This window comes from Thalassoglobus sp. (genome assembly GCF_048270125.1).
Lineage (GTDB): Bacteria > Planctomycetota > Planctomycetia > Planctomycetales > Planctomycetaceae > Thalassoglobus.
Map to the genome: position 1 here is coordinate 68980 of NZ_JBLWTN010000002.1, position 15952 is coordinate 84931.

The 15952-nt window shown below is 50.1% G+C and carries 13 protein-coding genes; 11 read left to right on the forward strand and 2 right to left on the reverse strand.

Features of this window, described 5'->3' with window-relative positions:
* Positions 1-290 precede the first annotated feature (290 nt).
* The 5 genes from ACN0YR_RS02595 to rpoN all read left to right on the forward strand — a co-directional run bounded on the left by ACN0YR_RS02595 (position 291) and on the right by rpoN (position 5295).
* Positions 291-752 carry a RidA family protein gene (locus tag ACN0YR_RS02595; RefSeq protein ID WP_145202827.1) on the forward strand — a complete coding sequence of 154 codons (462 nt, stop codon included), beginning with the start codon at positions 291-293 and terminating at the stop codon, positions 750-752.
* 89 nt (positions 753-841) lie between these two features.
* Complete coding sequence (gene dnaX / locus ACN0YR_RS02600) at positions 842-2608, forward strand: DNA polymerase III subunit gamma/tau (protein ID WP_417847643.1); 1767 nt, start codon at positions 842-844, stop codon at positions 2606-2608.
* A gap of 6 nt (positions 2609-2614) precedes the next feature.
* Positions 2615-2977, forward strand: coding sequence for a YbaB/EbfC family nucleoid-associated protein (locus ACN0YR_RS02605; protein ID WP_417847644.1), 363 nt, complete (start codon positions 2615-2617; stop codon positions 2975-2977).
* Between the two features lie 117 nt (positions 2978-3094).
* On the forward strand, positions 3095-3721 hold the full coding sequence (gene recR, locus ACN0YR_RS02610) for a recombination mediator RecR (protein ID WP_417847645.1): 627 nt from the start codon (positions 3095-3097) through the stop codon (positions 3719-3721).
* A 128-nt stretch (positions 3722-3849) separates the two neighbouring features.
* On the forward strand, positions 3850-5295 hold the full coding sequence (gene rpoN, locus ACN0YR_RS02615; protein ID WP_417848005.1) for an RNA polymerase factor sigma-54: 1446 nt from the start codon (positions 3850-3852) through the stop codon (positions 5293-5295).
* A 126-nt stretch (positions 5296-5421) separates the two neighbouring features.
* Here the strand turns inward: rpoN and ACN0YR_RS02620 are convergent, their stop codons facing one another.
* Positions 5422-5931 (reverse strand): hypothetical protein, encoded by a 510-nt coding sequence (locus ACN0YR_RS02620; protein WP_417847646.1) that lies wholly within the window; start codon positions 5929-5931, stop codon positions 5422-5424.
* Positions 5932-6397: 466 nt separating this feature from the next.
* On the opposite strand from ACN0YR_RS02620, the gene ACN0YR_RS02625 reads away from it, so the two are divergent.
* From ACN0YR_RS02625 to ACN0YR_RS02645, 5 genes are all read left to right on the forward strand, one after another.
* Positions 6398-7684, forward strand: a complete 1287-nt coding sequence (locus ACN0YR_RS02625; RefSeq protein WP_417847647.1) for a HEAT repeat domain-containing protein — start codon at positions 6398-6400, stop codon at positions 7682-7684.
* A gap of 200 nt (positions 7685-7884) precedes the next feature.
* Positions 7885-9669: an FMN-binding protein gene (locus tag ACN0YR_RS02630; RefSeq protein ID WP_417847648.1), complete on the forward strand. Its 1785-nt coding sequence runs from the start codon at positions 7885-7887 to the stop codon at positions 9667-9669.
* A 251-nt stretch (positions 9670-9920) separates the two neighbouring features.
* Positions 9921-10277, forward strand: a complete 357-nt coding sequence (locus ACN0YR_RS02635; RefSeq protein WP_231739689.1) for a PEGA domain-containing protein — start codon at positions 9921-9923, stop codon at positions 10275-10277.
* Positions 10278-10418: 141 nt separating this feature from the next.
* Positions 10419-11375, forward strand: a complete 957-nt coding sequence (glpQ, locus tag ACN0YR_RS02640) for a glycerophosphodiester phosphodiesterase (RefSeq protein ID WP_417847649.1) — start codon at positions 10419-10421, stop codon at positions 11373-11375.
* Between the two features lie 263 nt (positions 11376-11638).
* A complete protein-coding gene (locus ACN0YR_RS02645; protein WP_417847650.1) occupies positions 11639-13057 on the forward strand; it encodes a sulfatase in 1419 nt (472 codons plus the stop codon).
* Between the two features lie 24 nt (positions 13058-13081).
* On the opposite strand, the gene ACN0YR_RS02650 is transcribed toward ACN0YR_RS02645, so the two are convergent.
* Entirely contained in the window at positions 13082-14749 is a 1668-nt protein-coding gene (locus ACN0YR_RS02650) for a cyanophycinase (RefSeq protein ID WP_417847651.1), read from the reverse strand.
* Between the two features lie 286 nt (positions 14750-15035).
* Here ACN0YR_RS02650 and ACN0YR_RS02655 point away from each other — a divergent pair, with 286 nt between their 5' ends.
* Positions 15036-15701, forward strand: a complete 666-nt coding sequence (locus ACN0YR_RS02655) for a 3-keto-disaccharide hydrolase (protein ID WP_417847652.1) — start codon at positions 15036-15038, stop codon at positions 15699-15701.
* The last annotated feature ends 251 nt before the right edge of the window (positions 15702-15952 follow it).

Here is a 15952-nt window from a genome sequence, read left to right on the forward strand (position 1 = left end):
ATTCATCCCGTATCAAGTTAGTTCGTCTCTGGGTAGATTCACATTCTGAAAGATTGATGTTTGAGTCTTTTTCTGAAATTGTGTAGTTACAAGCATTCCAAAGCGACGACTGCTAACATTTCAGTCGGATGATTATAGTCTCCACGGTGGAAAATGTCTGGCCATCCATCATCTCTCTGCCGAGAGTGAACCAGGCAGGCTGACCCGAGAACCGTGGAGGACGACTTCTGCTTTTGTCGGTGACAATCAGAGCGACTACCAGAGTGACAATCACATTTGAAAGGAAGAACATGTCTGCTGAAGCACGTATCGAAGAACTCAAACTTGAATTTCCACCCATTCCTAAGCCGGGTGGCATCTATAAGCCTGTCGTTCAAGTGGGGAACATCGTGTATGTCTCCGGGCATGGTCCTCTGCTGCCGGACAAAACTCTGATCAAGGGGAAAGTTGGCGACACGATGACAGAAGAGGAAGCCAATCATGCTGCCCGCGTAACAGGAGTTGCCATCCTCGCAACTTTGAAAAACTATCTCGGGAGTCTTGATCGAGTTGTGCGGACAATCAAAATGCTGGGCATGGTCAACGCGACTCCTGATTTTGAGACCCACCCCGCAGTCATTAACGGTTGCAGCGAACTGTTTCGCGAAGTCTTTGGGGAAGATGGTGTCGGTGCTCGAAGTGCCGTCGGGATGGGATCGCTGCCCGGCCAGATTGCCGTTGAAATCGAAGTGATTTTTGAAATTCGCGATTAGTTTTTATTGAAAAAATCGACGCGATACAGGTTTGGCAACGCACCTTCGAGTGCGTTGCCAAACGCAGATTCTGAAAACGAGAGACTCCTATGGTTTCTGAATCGACCACTCAATACACCGTTCTCGCACGTCGTTTCCGACCGCAGTCATTTGAAGATGTCGTCGGTCAGGGGCACGTTGGTCAGGCAATTCGAAATGCAATTCGTAGTGGACGGGTTGCGCATGCGTACCTCTTCACAGGGGCAAGGGGAGTCGGGAAAACTTCCACTGCGAGAATTTTCGCTAAGGCTTTGAACTGCCCGAACCTCAAAGATGGCGTCCCATGCAATGATTGTGAAATCTGTGCGAGCATCGGAGAAGGGAAGGATGTCGATGTCCTGGAGATCGATGGAGCCTCGAACCGCGGTATTGACGATATTCGCCAGTTACGGGCGAATGTGAATGTTCGTTCGATGCGGTCACCATACAAGGTGTACATCATCGATGAAGTTCACATGCTGACCAAAGAGGCCTTCAATGCGTTGCTGAAGACGCTCGAAGAACCACCTGCAAATGTCAAATTCGTCTTTTGCACCACAGAACCCAACAAGGTTCCCGATACCATTCTCTCACGATGTCAACGATTTGATTTCGGGACAATAGCGCAGAGCAGTATCGCTGAACGACTGAAACAGATTGCGGTCGCCGAGAAGCGAGAAGTTGACGACGAGGCGATTGAGTTAGTGGCTCGGCGGGCTGCGGGGTCGATGCGTGATAGTCAATCGCTGTTTGATCAACTCCTTGCATTCGGTGGAGATCGGATTACAAGCGGAGACGTTCATCAGCTGTTGGGAACCGCTTCGGATGACCGGCTGATTGAAGTCGTTGAATTGATGATCGCCCGAAATCCATCTGCCGCATTAAAATCCATTGATGAAGCACTTCTCAGAGGAGTGCAGCTGGGAAGTTTTAGTGATCAGTTGCTGGCGTACTTTCGGGACCTGTTGATCACAGCTGCGGGAGCAGAAACGGTTCCGCTCTCGGCAGTTTCTGACTCGAGTCGGGAGAGCCTGAAACGTCAGGCGGAGCAATGGGGCATTCAGACGATTTCGTCAGCGATGCAAATCCTTGCCGAGACGAAATCAAAGATGCAGCGAGTCAATTACGGTCGTGCGCTGGTCGAATTGGCAGTCGTGCGGATTTCGCTTCTTGAAGATTTGAGCCAAATTTCGAATCTGGCTCAGGCGGTCGCAAGTGGGCAAGCGGTTGCGGTTGCAGCTCCTCGTTCCGCTCCGGTACAGGCTTCTGCTTCGCTACCAGCTTCGACTCCGAATCGACCGGTGTCGCAAGTAAAAAAAAACGAAGTGACGCCTAGCAAGACGCATTCTCCCGCAATTTCGGCAGAAATTCCCGCAGCTTCACCGGTTCAAACGATTGAATTCACAGAGTCGACTTTGGGGGAGTTTTGGACGCAACTTAAGTCTATGACTCCAGATACGTTAAGTGTGCATCTGAAGAATACCGTTCGGCAAGCAATTTCTGGACCAAATCTACTGGAAATCGTGTTCCCTAAGAGCTATCTTTTCAGTAAAAGTTACTGCGAGCGACCTGTTCCGCTGAAGCAACTTGAAGAACTTGCGACACAGTTGGCTGGCAAAACGATTGAGTGTCGATTCGGACTCGATGAAACGACTCAGGTGAAACTTCCGAAGCCTTCTACTCCAGTTGCACCTGTTGTCGAACGTAGAAGTCCATCGAGCGTTGATAAAGACGATTTTGTACAGGAAGCGGTCGCTATTTTTGGTGGACAAGTCGTTGAAGTTCGACCGGTTTACTCAAACATTAAATCAACAGAAGACGAAGACCCCGAAGGGTGATCTATTATGTTCAAAGGGCTTTCAAACCTCGCCAGTCTTATGGCAAACGCAGGAGAATTGAAGGCAAAGGCTGCCGAGATCAAAGACCGCATTGCTGCGGTTCGTGTCGAAGGAAGTTCCGGCGGTGGCATGGTGAAGGTTGATGCATCAGGCGATCATCGAATTCTTTCTATCACCATCGAAGAAACGCTGCTTGTTTCCAACGATAAAGAGATGCTTGAAGATCTGATTCTTGCCGCAACTAATCAGGCACTCGATTTAGCAAAAAAGGCGGCAGCGAGCGAAATGTCCGAACTCGCAGGTGGCCTGGGAATTCCGGGGCTCGAAGATGCCATTTCAAAATTTGGAATGAACGACTCACCAATATGAGTTCGTGAGAGCCGGAGCATCTGCGTTTGACCGGAATCTTCTGTGTATTAATTGTGCTGAGCTTATGATTGTTGTCAGTACAGAGTTTTGAATCGTTGAACAGGGTAGAGAATACGAATGGCGTCACGTCAAATTGATGCAGAGCAGCACCCTTTTGGGGCAGCAGTTGGTCGACTGGTTGACCAGTTTGCATCGTTACCTGGTATTGGTCGAAAGTCGGCAGAGCGGCTGGCGAACCACATCCTCAGCTGCAAAGAAGCTGAAGCCTATGCATTGGCAGATGCAATTCGTACTGTGAAGGAAACGATTCGACGTTGTACTCTCTGCTATAACCTTACCGATCAGGAGTTGTGTCCGATTTGCAGCGACACTCGCCGGGATCGTACGGTCGTTTGTGTCGTTGAGCAGCCAAAAGATGTGAGTGCTTTAGAAGCGGCTGCCGCTTTCCACGGAACCTATCATGTGCTGGGCGGGCGAATTGCGCCACTCGAAGGCATTGGTCCCGAGAACCTGACCATTGGGAAGCTGGTTCAACGTGTCAAAAAAGATGGAGTCAAAGAGTTAATCATGGCGACAAATCCAACGCTTGAAGGAGATGGAACAGCTTTATTTATTACGAACCTGTTGGAAGAGTACCCCGTAGGAATAACAAGACTTGCTCGAGGGATTGCGACCGGGAGTGTGCTAGAGTTTGCAAACAAAGAAATGCTGGCGGACGCATTACGCGGCCGGCAACAGTTTTGAGTTCCTCTCCCCAAGACGATTCAATGAGGGGTTCCCTCAAACTTTGAGAAGAGTCTTTACCACTGAGGTTTTCGGACTAAATTCGGTCCCCGATAATAAACATCATGCATCTAAACGTTTCACAACAGATGAAAATGAGCCAGCAAATGAAGCTGGCTCCGCGCATGATTCAGTCGATGGAAATATTGCAACTTCCATTAGCAGCGCTTCAGGAACGGATCGATCAGGAACTCTCCGAGAATGTTGTTCTCGAGCAACTGACAAAAAAAGATGAGCGAGTCGACTCTTCGAGTTCAGAAGAATTCGATGAACCGAAACAGGAGATTGAAAAACGCGAACTGGGTGATGACGACAGCAACAACGCTTCAGACTTTGAGCGTCTTGTTGAGATCTCTCAGGAATGGCCAGACGACAACTACACGTCCGGCTCAAAGCCGTCGAGCAACCGTGTTCAGGACGACATGGATCGTCAGCACGATGTCATGGCGAATGCCATCAGCCGACCACAAACTCTTCAAGAGCATCTTCTGGAGCAATTCCATTGCGACACTCCGAATCACCTCAAGGACTTTGGTGATTATCTGATTCATAATCTGGATGCGAATGGTCGGCTTCAGAGTTCGCTGCCCGAGCTTGTGCAGGTTTACGGGACACAAATTTCGCTCGAAGATGCTGAGCAGACCCTTGGAATTATTCAGAAGCTGGACCCGTCTGGAGTTGGTGCACGAGACTTGAAGGAGTGCCTGCTACTTCAGATAACTCCGACAACGCCATTGCGGGATATCATGATTACTGTCATCGCTGACCACTTCGATGACATGCTTCAAAATCGACTCCCATTGATTGAGCGTAAAACCGGTTATTCCATGGATGCGATCAAATCTGCCATGGAGCAGATGCGGACGCTCAATCCTTTCCCGGGGCAAGGGTTCGACAATCCAGACGTTCAAGCGGTGACTCCCGATTTGCGAGTGGTCAAAGATGATGATGGAAAATACGTCATCGAACTCATCGATGAGTACATCCCCGAATTGCGAATCAATCGGCGGTACATTCGCATGCTGGAAGCAAATCCCGATGAAGCGACAAAGGAGTTCATTAAAAGGAAAGTGGAGTCCGCCAAATGGCTGATCGATGCGATCGAGCAACGGTACAACACGCTCCGTAAAGTCGCCCAAACGATTGTCGACCAGCAAATCGAATTCCTGGAGTACGGCCCGGAACATATTAAACCACTGAAGATGCAGGATGTTGCTGACGTTGTCGGAGTTCACGTGACGACGGTCTCGCGAGCTGTCGACGATAAATACGTCGCGACACCTCGCGGAATTTTTCCTCTCAAACGGTTCTTCGGTGGTGGTACAAAAACGTCGGATGGTGAAGATGTCGCCTGGGAAAACATCCGTTTGAAGCTCAAAGAAATCGTGGACGACGAAGACAAGTCGAGTCCTCTTAGCGACGATGCACTCGTCACTGAACTCGCCAAGCATGGCTACCAACTCGCCCGCCGTACGGTGACAAAGTACCGCAAAGCCATGAGCATTCCCTCCTCTCGCCAGCGTCGCGAGTATTGATTCGCTTCAGCGATCGCAAGTTGAGTGAATCACGAGTCAAGTGAATCACAATCGCTTCAGTGGGGCTCAGAAAGTACTCTCAGCAAGACGGGACCATTGTCCCGTCTTGCCTATTGAGGGCAGCAGTCACTTTGCAGGAGTCTGTTCCCATTCGGCGCGGACTTTTCTGAGGCCGGCGGAGCAGAGTTCGAATTCATCGCTGAGGCGCAAGAGCAGCGATGAGTGATCGGTCGTCTTGCCGGTGAGTTGGCTGGCGAGGAAATAGGACCGCTTTCCCTGCCGTTGGTAGTCGATCATGGCGTCTTTGCGGTCAAAGCCTTTGAGTCGCTTGAGTGCTTCCGGATAAACACCGGTCCAGAAAAGAGTGAAGTCGCCGATGTGTCGATGAATTTCAGCTTTGGGGTTATTGTGGCAGTGCTCGGCCTCCATGATCATCTCTGCGACTTCTTCGAGTCGCTGTCCGACGATGTTCCGAACCTTGAAGATGACGTCCAGACGAGTGAAGCGGACTAGAAGGTCCGAGAGATAATCAATTAAGGGAGGGTCCGCGACACCGAAGTCGACCTGAAATGTCTGTTCGGTCATCGCTGAGAAGAGCTTGTGCAGCTGATCTTTTCCAGTCAAAACACGTGACATCTGCCGTCTCCTTTTGAAAAACGCTGTGAAATCTCCTGTGGCGGTGCTCCGTTCGTTGTCGTTCGTCAAAGTTGCAACCGACTCGTTAACATCAACTTCGTTTGATGCCAAGTCCAAGATTTGCCAGTTCACGTTTCTGTTGGATTATACGTCTCTCCATTAAGTTCGATGGGCAATTTTTGCCGACTCGACAGGAGGGATTCGTCAGAAGTTCATACTGCTGCAGCTGATACGTCGAATTAGAATCAGAGCGACCGAAATAAACGTTACAGGCCGGACTCTTCACGCAGGTTTCGTAACGAAACCGAATTCCAAATCCAGTTCGGGAACTCGTTGATGTTCAGCGTTCCCGCCGAAACGGTCTGAAGCAATTGACGATACGGAAAGATAGCGAGATTTTCGCATTTTATGTTTGAGATCACTTTCGCTGCTCTCGTAGAATCGAGGACTGACTTGAAGGTAACCCATGCGATTGAGTACTTCACTGCCGGCATTCTTTCTGTTCTCATGTTTCATGATGAACGGGGATGGGGTTGTTGCGGACGTAATTCGCTTAAAAAATGGGGGTGAGCTGCGAGGTCAGCTTGAAGGAATCGCAAAAGCGGAAGATGCCCCTGTTCTCATGCGAACGCTCTCGGGAGCTTTGGTCGAGGTTGAACGCAGCGAGATTGACTACGTTCAACGACGTAACCAGGTTCTCGAAGAGTACGTCTCTCAATCTCGTGCCGTCGATCGAACTGTTGAGGGGCACTGGGCTCTCGCTGAGTGGTGCCGCACCCGCCGCTTGAAAGAACAGCGTCTGGAACAATTGGAGCTCGTGCTGGAATTGGACTCCGATCATAAGGAAGCCCGGCGCGGGCTTGGTCATGTTCAGCATCACGGAGAGTGGATGCCTCGCGAAGAGATGATGGCTCAGCGGGGATACGTCAAACACAAAAACAAGTGGATCACGACGCAAGAACTGGCGCTGATCGAGAAGAACACTCAACAGCGAGAAGCTGAACTGGTCTGGTATCCGAAAGTTCGTGTCTGGCTGGGGTGGATTACTGGAAATGATGCTTACCGAAGAAACGAAGGAAGCAAAGCTTTCGAATCGTTACAGGATGTGGATGCAATCCCCGCCTTGGCAAAACTGATGGCAACACATGAGAACTTGTCGGTTCGCATTCTTTACATCCGGGTTCTCGGAAACATGCCTGGACAACGACCGGTCAAGGCGTTGCTGGATCGCTATTTGTTTGACAATAGTGAGGCGGTCTGGAGGCAGGCACTGGCGAGCATTGATTCCGATCAGGAACCAACAGCAATTCCTCAACTCATTTCAGCACTGAGAAATGATTCAAACGACGTCGTGCAACGAGCCGCAGCTGCGTTGGGTGAAATGGGGAGTGAAGAAGCTGTCCCGGCGTTGATCAGTTCGTTAGTGACGACTCACAAATATAAAATTCAGGTTCCAGATTCTCAGCCGATCTCATTTGGAAGCACAGCGGGTGGTCGAGTAGGGATGATGAATCCCGGACAAGTTTCAGGAACCACCGCGAATGAATTACAAGCTTTGGCGAGACTGGGACAGCTCCCCCATGGGGCACAAGTCATTCCGTTTCACAACGTTCCGAAAAACATGAAAACGGTCACCCTCAGGGTCGATATTAAAAATCATGCTGTGTTGACCGCTCTCGAAAAGATCACCGACAAGAACCTCGGCTTCAACGAACGAGACTGGCATTTGTGGTGGTCGGTTTACAAAACATAGGAGACTCCGAGTTTCTTGTGCCGGTTAACTTGTGCCAGTAGAGAAGGCTTCTCAAGAGAGAAAAGTCTGTCGAGCACGAACCTGAAGGCATTCTTCGTGTTGAATATACGGGAATGCCTTTTCAATGCTTTTCGTCCCTGTGAAAATCGCTTCACAAATGCTTAGACTGCTCGCTGAAAGGCAGGAACTCCAAGTCGATTTTGGAGCTGCTCCCGGCAAAGAGTCAACATGGGGCGTTGCTGTTGAAGGATCTCAAGCTGACAGTTCAGAAAGTGAGCCCTTGGCGAATTTGGGCAATTCATTCGCTGCGCGTGCTGTTGTTTGCAGGAATCGTTTTGACGATCCATCTTGAAGCAAGGTCTCGGCGAGACGCTCCCACTGAGGAATTCACAAAGCAGCTGTTGTTGGAAACGTTTGATGAGCTGCCCAACGGAATCGAGGTCGGGGCGAAAGATTCAGAAACCGGTTTGGTTCCGATTCGATATGCCGGAAGCGAAATCGGCTATTTGCTCACAACCTCTCCTGAGTCCGATCACATCATTGGCTTCTCCGGACCAACGAACGTGGCGATTCTGTTGGATCCAGATCTGGAAGTTCAGCAGCTTGAAGTTGTCTGGAGCCGTGACACGCGAGAGCACTTAAAAGAAGTTCTCGACAGCTCCAACTATTGGAATCAGTTTCTCGGAGCTTCCTGGGAAGAACTGTCACATAAGCAAAAGGTCGATGCTGTTTCGGGAGCGACTTTGACGAGCCTCGCTATTGGCGAATCGATCATCAATAGGCTCGGTGGTGAAGTACCTTCGCTGAAGTTTCCTGATCCAGTGACGCTCAGCGATGTACAGGTCTTGTTTGATGAAGCGAGTTCGATCCAGCAAGCTCGTCGTTTCGATAATGCGTGGGATGTTTTCGATGAACAGAAGCAGTTGCTGGGGACTGTTCTGAGTACCTCGCCATCTGCTGACAATGTTGTCGGATATCAGGGGCCAACTGAGACTCTCATCGCAATCGACACTGATGGGAAGGTCAAGCGAACATACACTCGCAATAGCTACGATAACCAACCGTATGTCAGCTACCTCGATGAAGATTGGGCATGGCCCGAGCTGTTCCAGGGACTCACGCTCGAAGAAGTCTCTCTATACGATCTGGCGGAGCAAGGCATCGAAGGCGTTTCCGGTGCAACGTTCACAAGCATGGCAGCTGCAAGAGGTGTGATTCAATCTGCTCAGAAGAATCTTAATCCTTTACCGGAAACGAGGGCTCAACCCAAAAGTCCGAAAGCCTGGAAGCCTTCACGTGCCGATCTCGGAACACTTACGGTGATTATCGCTGGTATCATCATCGCAATGACACATCTACGCGGTATTGCATGGCTGCGCATTTTGTATCAGATGATTTTGATCGGCTACGTTGGTTTTCTAAATGGTGATCTTCTCTCACAGGCAATGTTCGTCGGCTGGGCGCAAAATGGTGTTCCCTGGCGAAGTGCTTTTCGATTTGCGGTGCTTGCCGGGATCGCATTTGTTTTTCCTGTCATGACGAAGCGAAACATTTACTGTTCGCATTTATGTGCACATGGGGCAGTGCAGCAACTGGTTCGCAAGCGTGTCCGCTATCAATTTCATCCCAGAAAGAATCTCAAGCGGTTCCTGTCACTTGTGCCCGTCGGCTTGCTGGCATGGGTGATTATCGTTTCCATGCTCGGGCTGACTTTCAGTTTAGTCGATATTGAAGCCTTCGACGCCTACCTGTTTCGAATTGCCGGTTGGTCAGCGATTTCAATTGCTGTGGGCGGTATCATCGTCTCGCTCTTCGTCCCGATGGCCTATTGCCGCTTCGGCTGTCCTACCGGGGCGACGCTGGAATATTTGCGAAGAACCCGTCGCAGCGACCGACTTTCTCCGGCCGATGGAATTGCCGTTGGCTTGCTTCTTCTAGCCCAGCTTCTTTATTGGGCTCCCGAGGATTTCTTCCTTTGGGCGTAAACTGTTTGTCGGTAACGTTTTGCGAACTCTGGAAATCGCTATTGGTGAAATCGGCAGGGCCGGTTTAGACTCCGCAGCTCAGATTTCGTCCCTTCCTGTTCCTGGAGTCCGTCCGGATTCTTGGCTGATCCATGTTGAATTCCTGCAGACAATTTGTCTCCTCGATATTTCCGTGTCCAAACCGACTCTGGATTTTGGGCTTATTGTGCGGATTTCTATGTATGAATTCCGTGGGATGCGTGAGTCGGCGAATGACGATTCGCTCGAATCCACCGGGAGCACTTGTCGAAGTCGATGGCGAACGGATCGGACTCACCCCCGTATCTATGGATTTCACATACTACGGAACGCGTGAAATTTCACTTTCCGCGCCCGGTTACGAAACAATGACGCTCCTGCAACCGGTGCCAGCTCCTCCTGGGCAACGTTTCCCTATCGATTTCTTCACGAACCACTTCATGCCACGGAAAGTGACCGACCGTCACGACTTCACGTACAATCTGGTGCAACGAGGTATGCCTGTTGATGAAGAGTCGGACCTGATTAATCGCGCCAGAAACTTCCGCTCACAAGCTGAGGTTGGTGGAGTCATTCAACCCCAGCAATAATTCTCAACGAGTTGTTGTTTCTTCAGCACGGTTCAAGAGAGACCTGTCAGCGACTGACTTCGGACTCCTGTTTCCAAATGGGCCGTTTTCAGTAAACCGTATTCAATAAACCGTATTCAAATTGACCACCGGAGAGTGACCGTGCAAGGAGTTCGTCAGGTTCAAGTGATCGCGCATCGTGGCGCTTCAGGATATCTTCCCGAACATACTCTCGAAGCAAAAGCGATGGCGTATGCGATGGGGGCAGACTATCTGGAGCAAGATGTGGTGCTCACTCAGGATGATGTCGCGGTGGTGATGCACGATATTCACCTCGATACGATTTCAGATGTTGCTACGAAATTTCCAGGCCGAAATCGTGAAGATGGTCGCTACTACGCGATCGATTTTACATTCAATGAAATCCAACAACTTCAGGCTTCCGAGCGGTTCAACGCGAAAACGGGTGAAGCTTACTATCCGAAGCGGTTCCCCGTTCGCAGTGGGAACTTCAAGATTCCGTCGCTCGCTGAAGAACTCGAGCTGATTCAAGGTTTGAACAAAAGCACGGGTAAGAACGTCGGGATCTATCCGGAACTGAAGCATCCGAAGTTTCATCATTCCGAGGGAAAAGATCTCGCGAAAGTTGTCCTCGATACTTTGGCAAAGTTTGGTTACACGAAAAAAAGTGATCCCTGTTTTGTCCAGTGTTTCGAGGAAGCGGAAACGAAACGGCTGAAAGCAGAGTTCAACTGTAAACTCAAAACGGTTCAGCTCCTCTCGAACAAAGACTGGATGAGTCAGTCGAAATTGAAAGATGAACGAAACCGCCAATTGAAAGAGATCGCCACCTACGCAGAGGGTATTGGGCCGGTTGTCGACTCAGTGTTTCGCAAAGACCCGATGGGCGGGCCACCCATCCCCACAGAGCTCACAGTCAATGCTCATCAGCATGGGCTGGTCGTGCATCCATGGACCTATCGCATTGATTCTGTCGCGAAAAATTTTGATACTTTCGAGCAGATGCACGAAGCGACTGTGCTTGCAGGCATCGATGCAATCTTCTCAGACTTTCCCGATAAAAGCGTCGAGCTCCTGAAAGTGTCAACAAAAAGTTGAGAGTCAGGGTAGTCCGCCTGCCGGCTTGTTCTTCATTGCCTTGTTTAAACTGGCGAGTGAAAATGTGAAAACGTCTTTCTTCGGATTCACTCTCTGTGAAATTCGCATTTACGGGTTCGGGACTGCTTCATGCGAGGCGGAACGCTGAGGCCAATCTTAGACATGCTCTGCTAGAAATTTTGTGGATCGCCGACTATCGATAGGGCTTAAGCCTGTGGTATCGTTTTTTCGGTGGATCTTGAACAAATTTATTCAGGCCAAACATGTCTCCTTTTATTGCTCGTCCGTTGCTTCTTGCTCTCATGCTGCTTTCCGGCGGGGGGAGCTCTTTTGTTGATGCCGGTGAGAAGCTGAACGTTTTGTTTGTGGCTGCTGATGATCTCAATTGCAGCTTGGGGTGCTACGGAAATGAGGACGTTCGAACTCCGAATTTGGATCGGCTGGCAAAGCAGGGGACTCTTTTCAAGAAGGCATACTGTCAGCAGGCAGTCTGCAATCCGTCTCGAGCTTCGTTGTTGACGGGCTTGCGTCCGGACAAGATTCGCGTTTGGGATTTACGGACTGATTTTCGTGATGCCGTCCCGGATGCAGTGACGCTACCTCAGCATTTTAAACGCCATGGGTACTACACTCGCTGCATTGGAAAAATGTTTCACAACATGGGAAATCTGGATGATGAGCCCTCGTGGTCAGTCCCTTCAATGCTTAACGCTGGCCGACATTCCGACACGTACGCCCTCACGAAACCAGGTTTGAAACCGGGAACCAAGCGAGGAGCCTTCGAACGAGCTGATCTTCCGGATGAGACTTATCGTGATGGGAAAATCGCCGATTTGGCTTGCGATCAACTCCGAGAAATCGGCGATCAGCCATTCTTTCTCGCTGTCGGATTTTGGCGACCGCACTTGCCGTTTCTTGCTCCGAAGAAATACTGGGATTTGTATGAGCGGGACGAGCTCCACCTTCCTGATGAATTCGCTCCTCCTGCTTCGGTCCCGGAGATTTCTCTGCACGATTCACGAGAGCTGAAAAGTTATGGGCCAGATCCACAAAATCTCAGCGAAGCGGAGCGAAGAGAACTCTGGCATGGATATTACGCCAGCATCAGCTACATGGATGCTCAAGTTGGGAAACTCTTAGAGACGCTCAAAGAGACAGGGCTCGACAAAACGACAGTGGTGGTGTTCTGGTCCGATCATGGGTTTCATCTCGGTCAACATTCGCTGTGGTGCAAGACATCCTGCTTCGAGCTTGATGCACGAGTCCCGCTGATCATTTCTGCTCCCGGATTCAAGAAGGGGCAGGTATCTGATGCTCTCGTCGAATTGGTCGACCTCTCTCCGACGCTCGCTGGCTTGTGTGGTCTCGCCGCACCGGAGTCCGACGGCAAAAGTTTAACCTCAATCCTTCAGGATCAGACAGAGACGGTCAAAAACTATGCCATCACACAACACCCGCGCCCTGCTTATTACAAAGGAAAGCCAGAAGTGATGGGGTATTCCATGCGGACGGAAAACCTGCGGTACACGGAATGGAGAAATTGGGAAACGGGCGATGTGATTGCGAAAGAACTCTACGATCATCGTCGCGATCCTCATGAAATGCACAACGTTGTTGCAAGTGATCGTTATCAAACTCAGCTCGAAGAACTGAGTCAAATGCTCAGCAGTGCAATCAAGTGAGTCGCACGCTTGAAATTCGCTGCATCACTCTTTGGTTGTCGAAGGATCTTCTACGGTCTTTCGATCTTGTAAATGATAAACTTCACCAGGTGAGACCTTTGTCTTTGTGGTTTGGTCCTCGGCATCGTTGGCTGCATCAAAAAAGTAGACATCATTCTCTCCCAGCACTCGCGCCGTTGATTTCTGAACGACAATCGCGGTTGATTCATCAATTCCGATGCACAAGAGCTGAGGAAATGTTTTCTTGACACCTTCCAAGTCTGGATGGCGATCCCGTTGTGTGAAGTGTTGATCAATCGCAGATCCTGGAAGATAACCGAACCCACGTTCGTAGCCTTCAGCCATCATGTCCCGGTTTCCGAGTGGATTTCCACGCACAAGGTATTCGCCTTGAATCGTTGCTCCGGCAGAACTCCCAGCGATCACACCTCCACGTTTTAAGACTTCGTGAAATGCTTTCTCGGTTTCGGTCCCCGCGTATGCATCGACGATCTTCCATTGTCGGCCACCTGTGAACCAGACTCCTGTGGCCTCCTTGAGTGGTTTAAGAAATTCCTCCGTGTTGGCTTCGTCGCGATCAGAAGTATGAAGAGCAACGACATGCTGCACGCCCAGATCGCGAAGGATCTTGAACTCGCTTCGTCGTTCAGGAGAACCGGACCCAGAAGCTGCAGGGACGATCACGATTTTGGCATCGGTTCCCCCTGCCAGTTCGACGAACTCTTTCCACAATTCTGGAGTCATCTTTCCACCACCAATGATCATCAGCGAACCATTCTCGACAATCGGTGCGCGAAGCTTAGCCAGTGGGAATTGATGAGAGGCTCTGGCAATGGCGGCTCGACGCAACGCCGTCAGGTCTGCGATCTCTCCTGCAGAAAGCTCATACTGTCTTGCCTCACGGAGCTTTGATGCAGCGAGACAAATGGTCACCGTGGATGCTCCAATGGCCTTCATTGCACGACCCTGAACAACGAGTGCCGTCCCTTCATCGACTCCGATTCCAAAATATCCGGGATGCTGTTTGAGAGTTCCGGTCAGGCGCGGTAATCGCTTTCTCGCTTTGAAATGCTGATCGATGACCGCTCCCGGAAGTAGGTCCAGGCCTCGCTGCAAATTGGCGACAGGGTTCCCCGAAGCAATCATCAATCGAGATTGAATCGCTGCGCCGGCAGATGTCCCACCGATGACGCCATCTCTTTTTAAGACCGCTTGCAACTCTTCTTCAACTTTGGTCCCGGAATAGACTTCCCCCAATCTCGACTGCTGACCACCGACGATCCAAACAGCGGTTGCCTGCTTGAGTGGTGCAACAAACTCCGTCGAGTTTGCGACTTCGCGATCTCGTGTATGGAGGACGTCAACGCGAGAAAAGCCACGTTCTTTCCATGGAGAAATGAGTGATTCCTCCGACTCAGATTCTGCTCGGGCGGAAGCTGTTGGAATAACGACCAGCCGAGCTTTCTCCCCACCGGCAAGCTGTCGAAACGTTTCAAAAATCTGATCTGGAAGTTTCCCGCCTCCGCAAATGACCAGTGATCCATTGACCCCTTTATGGTCGAGAGTTTCCAGGGAAGGGGCGGGGAAATCTTCAGCCAGTAGCTGAGTACAACTCAATAGGAAAATGATTGCGATCGTCTGCCCTTGTGATTTTTGAATCCAAGAGTTGAGCCTACGAAAAAAATGATCCATCAATCACTCCAGAGAAAGCGACGTTGATACTGACAAAGAAATTCGAACATCTTTCGACTTGGAATGAAAGTGACTGTCCGAGAATGTCTAGAGTCAAGACGGAGGCGAATCTCTGCTTAAGTGATTGGGGATCATATGAAAATCATGGAGAAGAGTGACTTTTTCAGAGGGTTTCGGGTTGGTTCTAAATAAATGATCATGACACCATCCCTTTTTAGGTTTGATTGGATCGACTAAGTTATGGGGCGTGACAATCTCATCCAGACTTTTTCGGGACAGCATGACTATGCGAACAGTTCTTCTCTCTTTGACTTTATTTTGTGTTTCATCCAGTTTTGCCGCTGCGGAGGATGGCTGGGTCTCGCTGTTTAATGGGGAGTCTCTTGAAGGTTGGACACAGAAGAACGGCACGGCCAGTTACGCTGTGGAAGATGGTGCGATTGTGGGACGCACATCTAACGGCAGAGCGAATTCATTCTTGTGCTCGCTGAAAAAGTACGGCAACTTTGAATTGGAGTTCGAGGTCAAAGTTCACGACGCTCTGAACTCTGGCGTTCAGATTCGGTCGAAGACAAAGGAAGTCCCGGCTGAGCAAAGAAAGGGAATCGAGGTTGGTCGAGTTTACGGACCGCAGGTGGAAATCGAAGCTGGCGTCGCTGAGGCGGGATACATCTACGGTGAAGCGACCGGTCGCGGTTGGTTAACGCCGAAGGAAGAACTGAAGCCACACGATACCATGAAAAGTGGCGAGTGGAATAAATTTCGAGTCATCGCGAATGGACCGCGAATTCAAACCTTCATCAATGGTCAGCCGATCGCGGATCTCACTGATGAGGCGATCTTTGAAACTCATCCCAAAGGTTTCATCGGCCTGCAGGTCCATAGCATCAAAGAAGGGACAGGCCCGTATGATGTCCGCTGGCGTAACATTCGAATTAAAGAGCTTGAGTAGAACCAGTACGGAAAGTTGTGGACCGGTCACTTTCCTTTATGCTTAAAGTGTTTTAGAGGAAAGAGTTAGGCTTTAGATCGGCTCAAAAACGTTTTTGTGTTTTCTGTCTTCGCGAAGTCTGTTTTTTGTAATGAATTGCATACTTCTGCGAGGCAGAGCGCAAAGACTTAGTGTTGGATTTGTTTTAGAAATTTTCGTGTTTCTTCTAAATGCCGGTTTAAAGTGGCAATTGTCTTCGTTTATGTGTATGG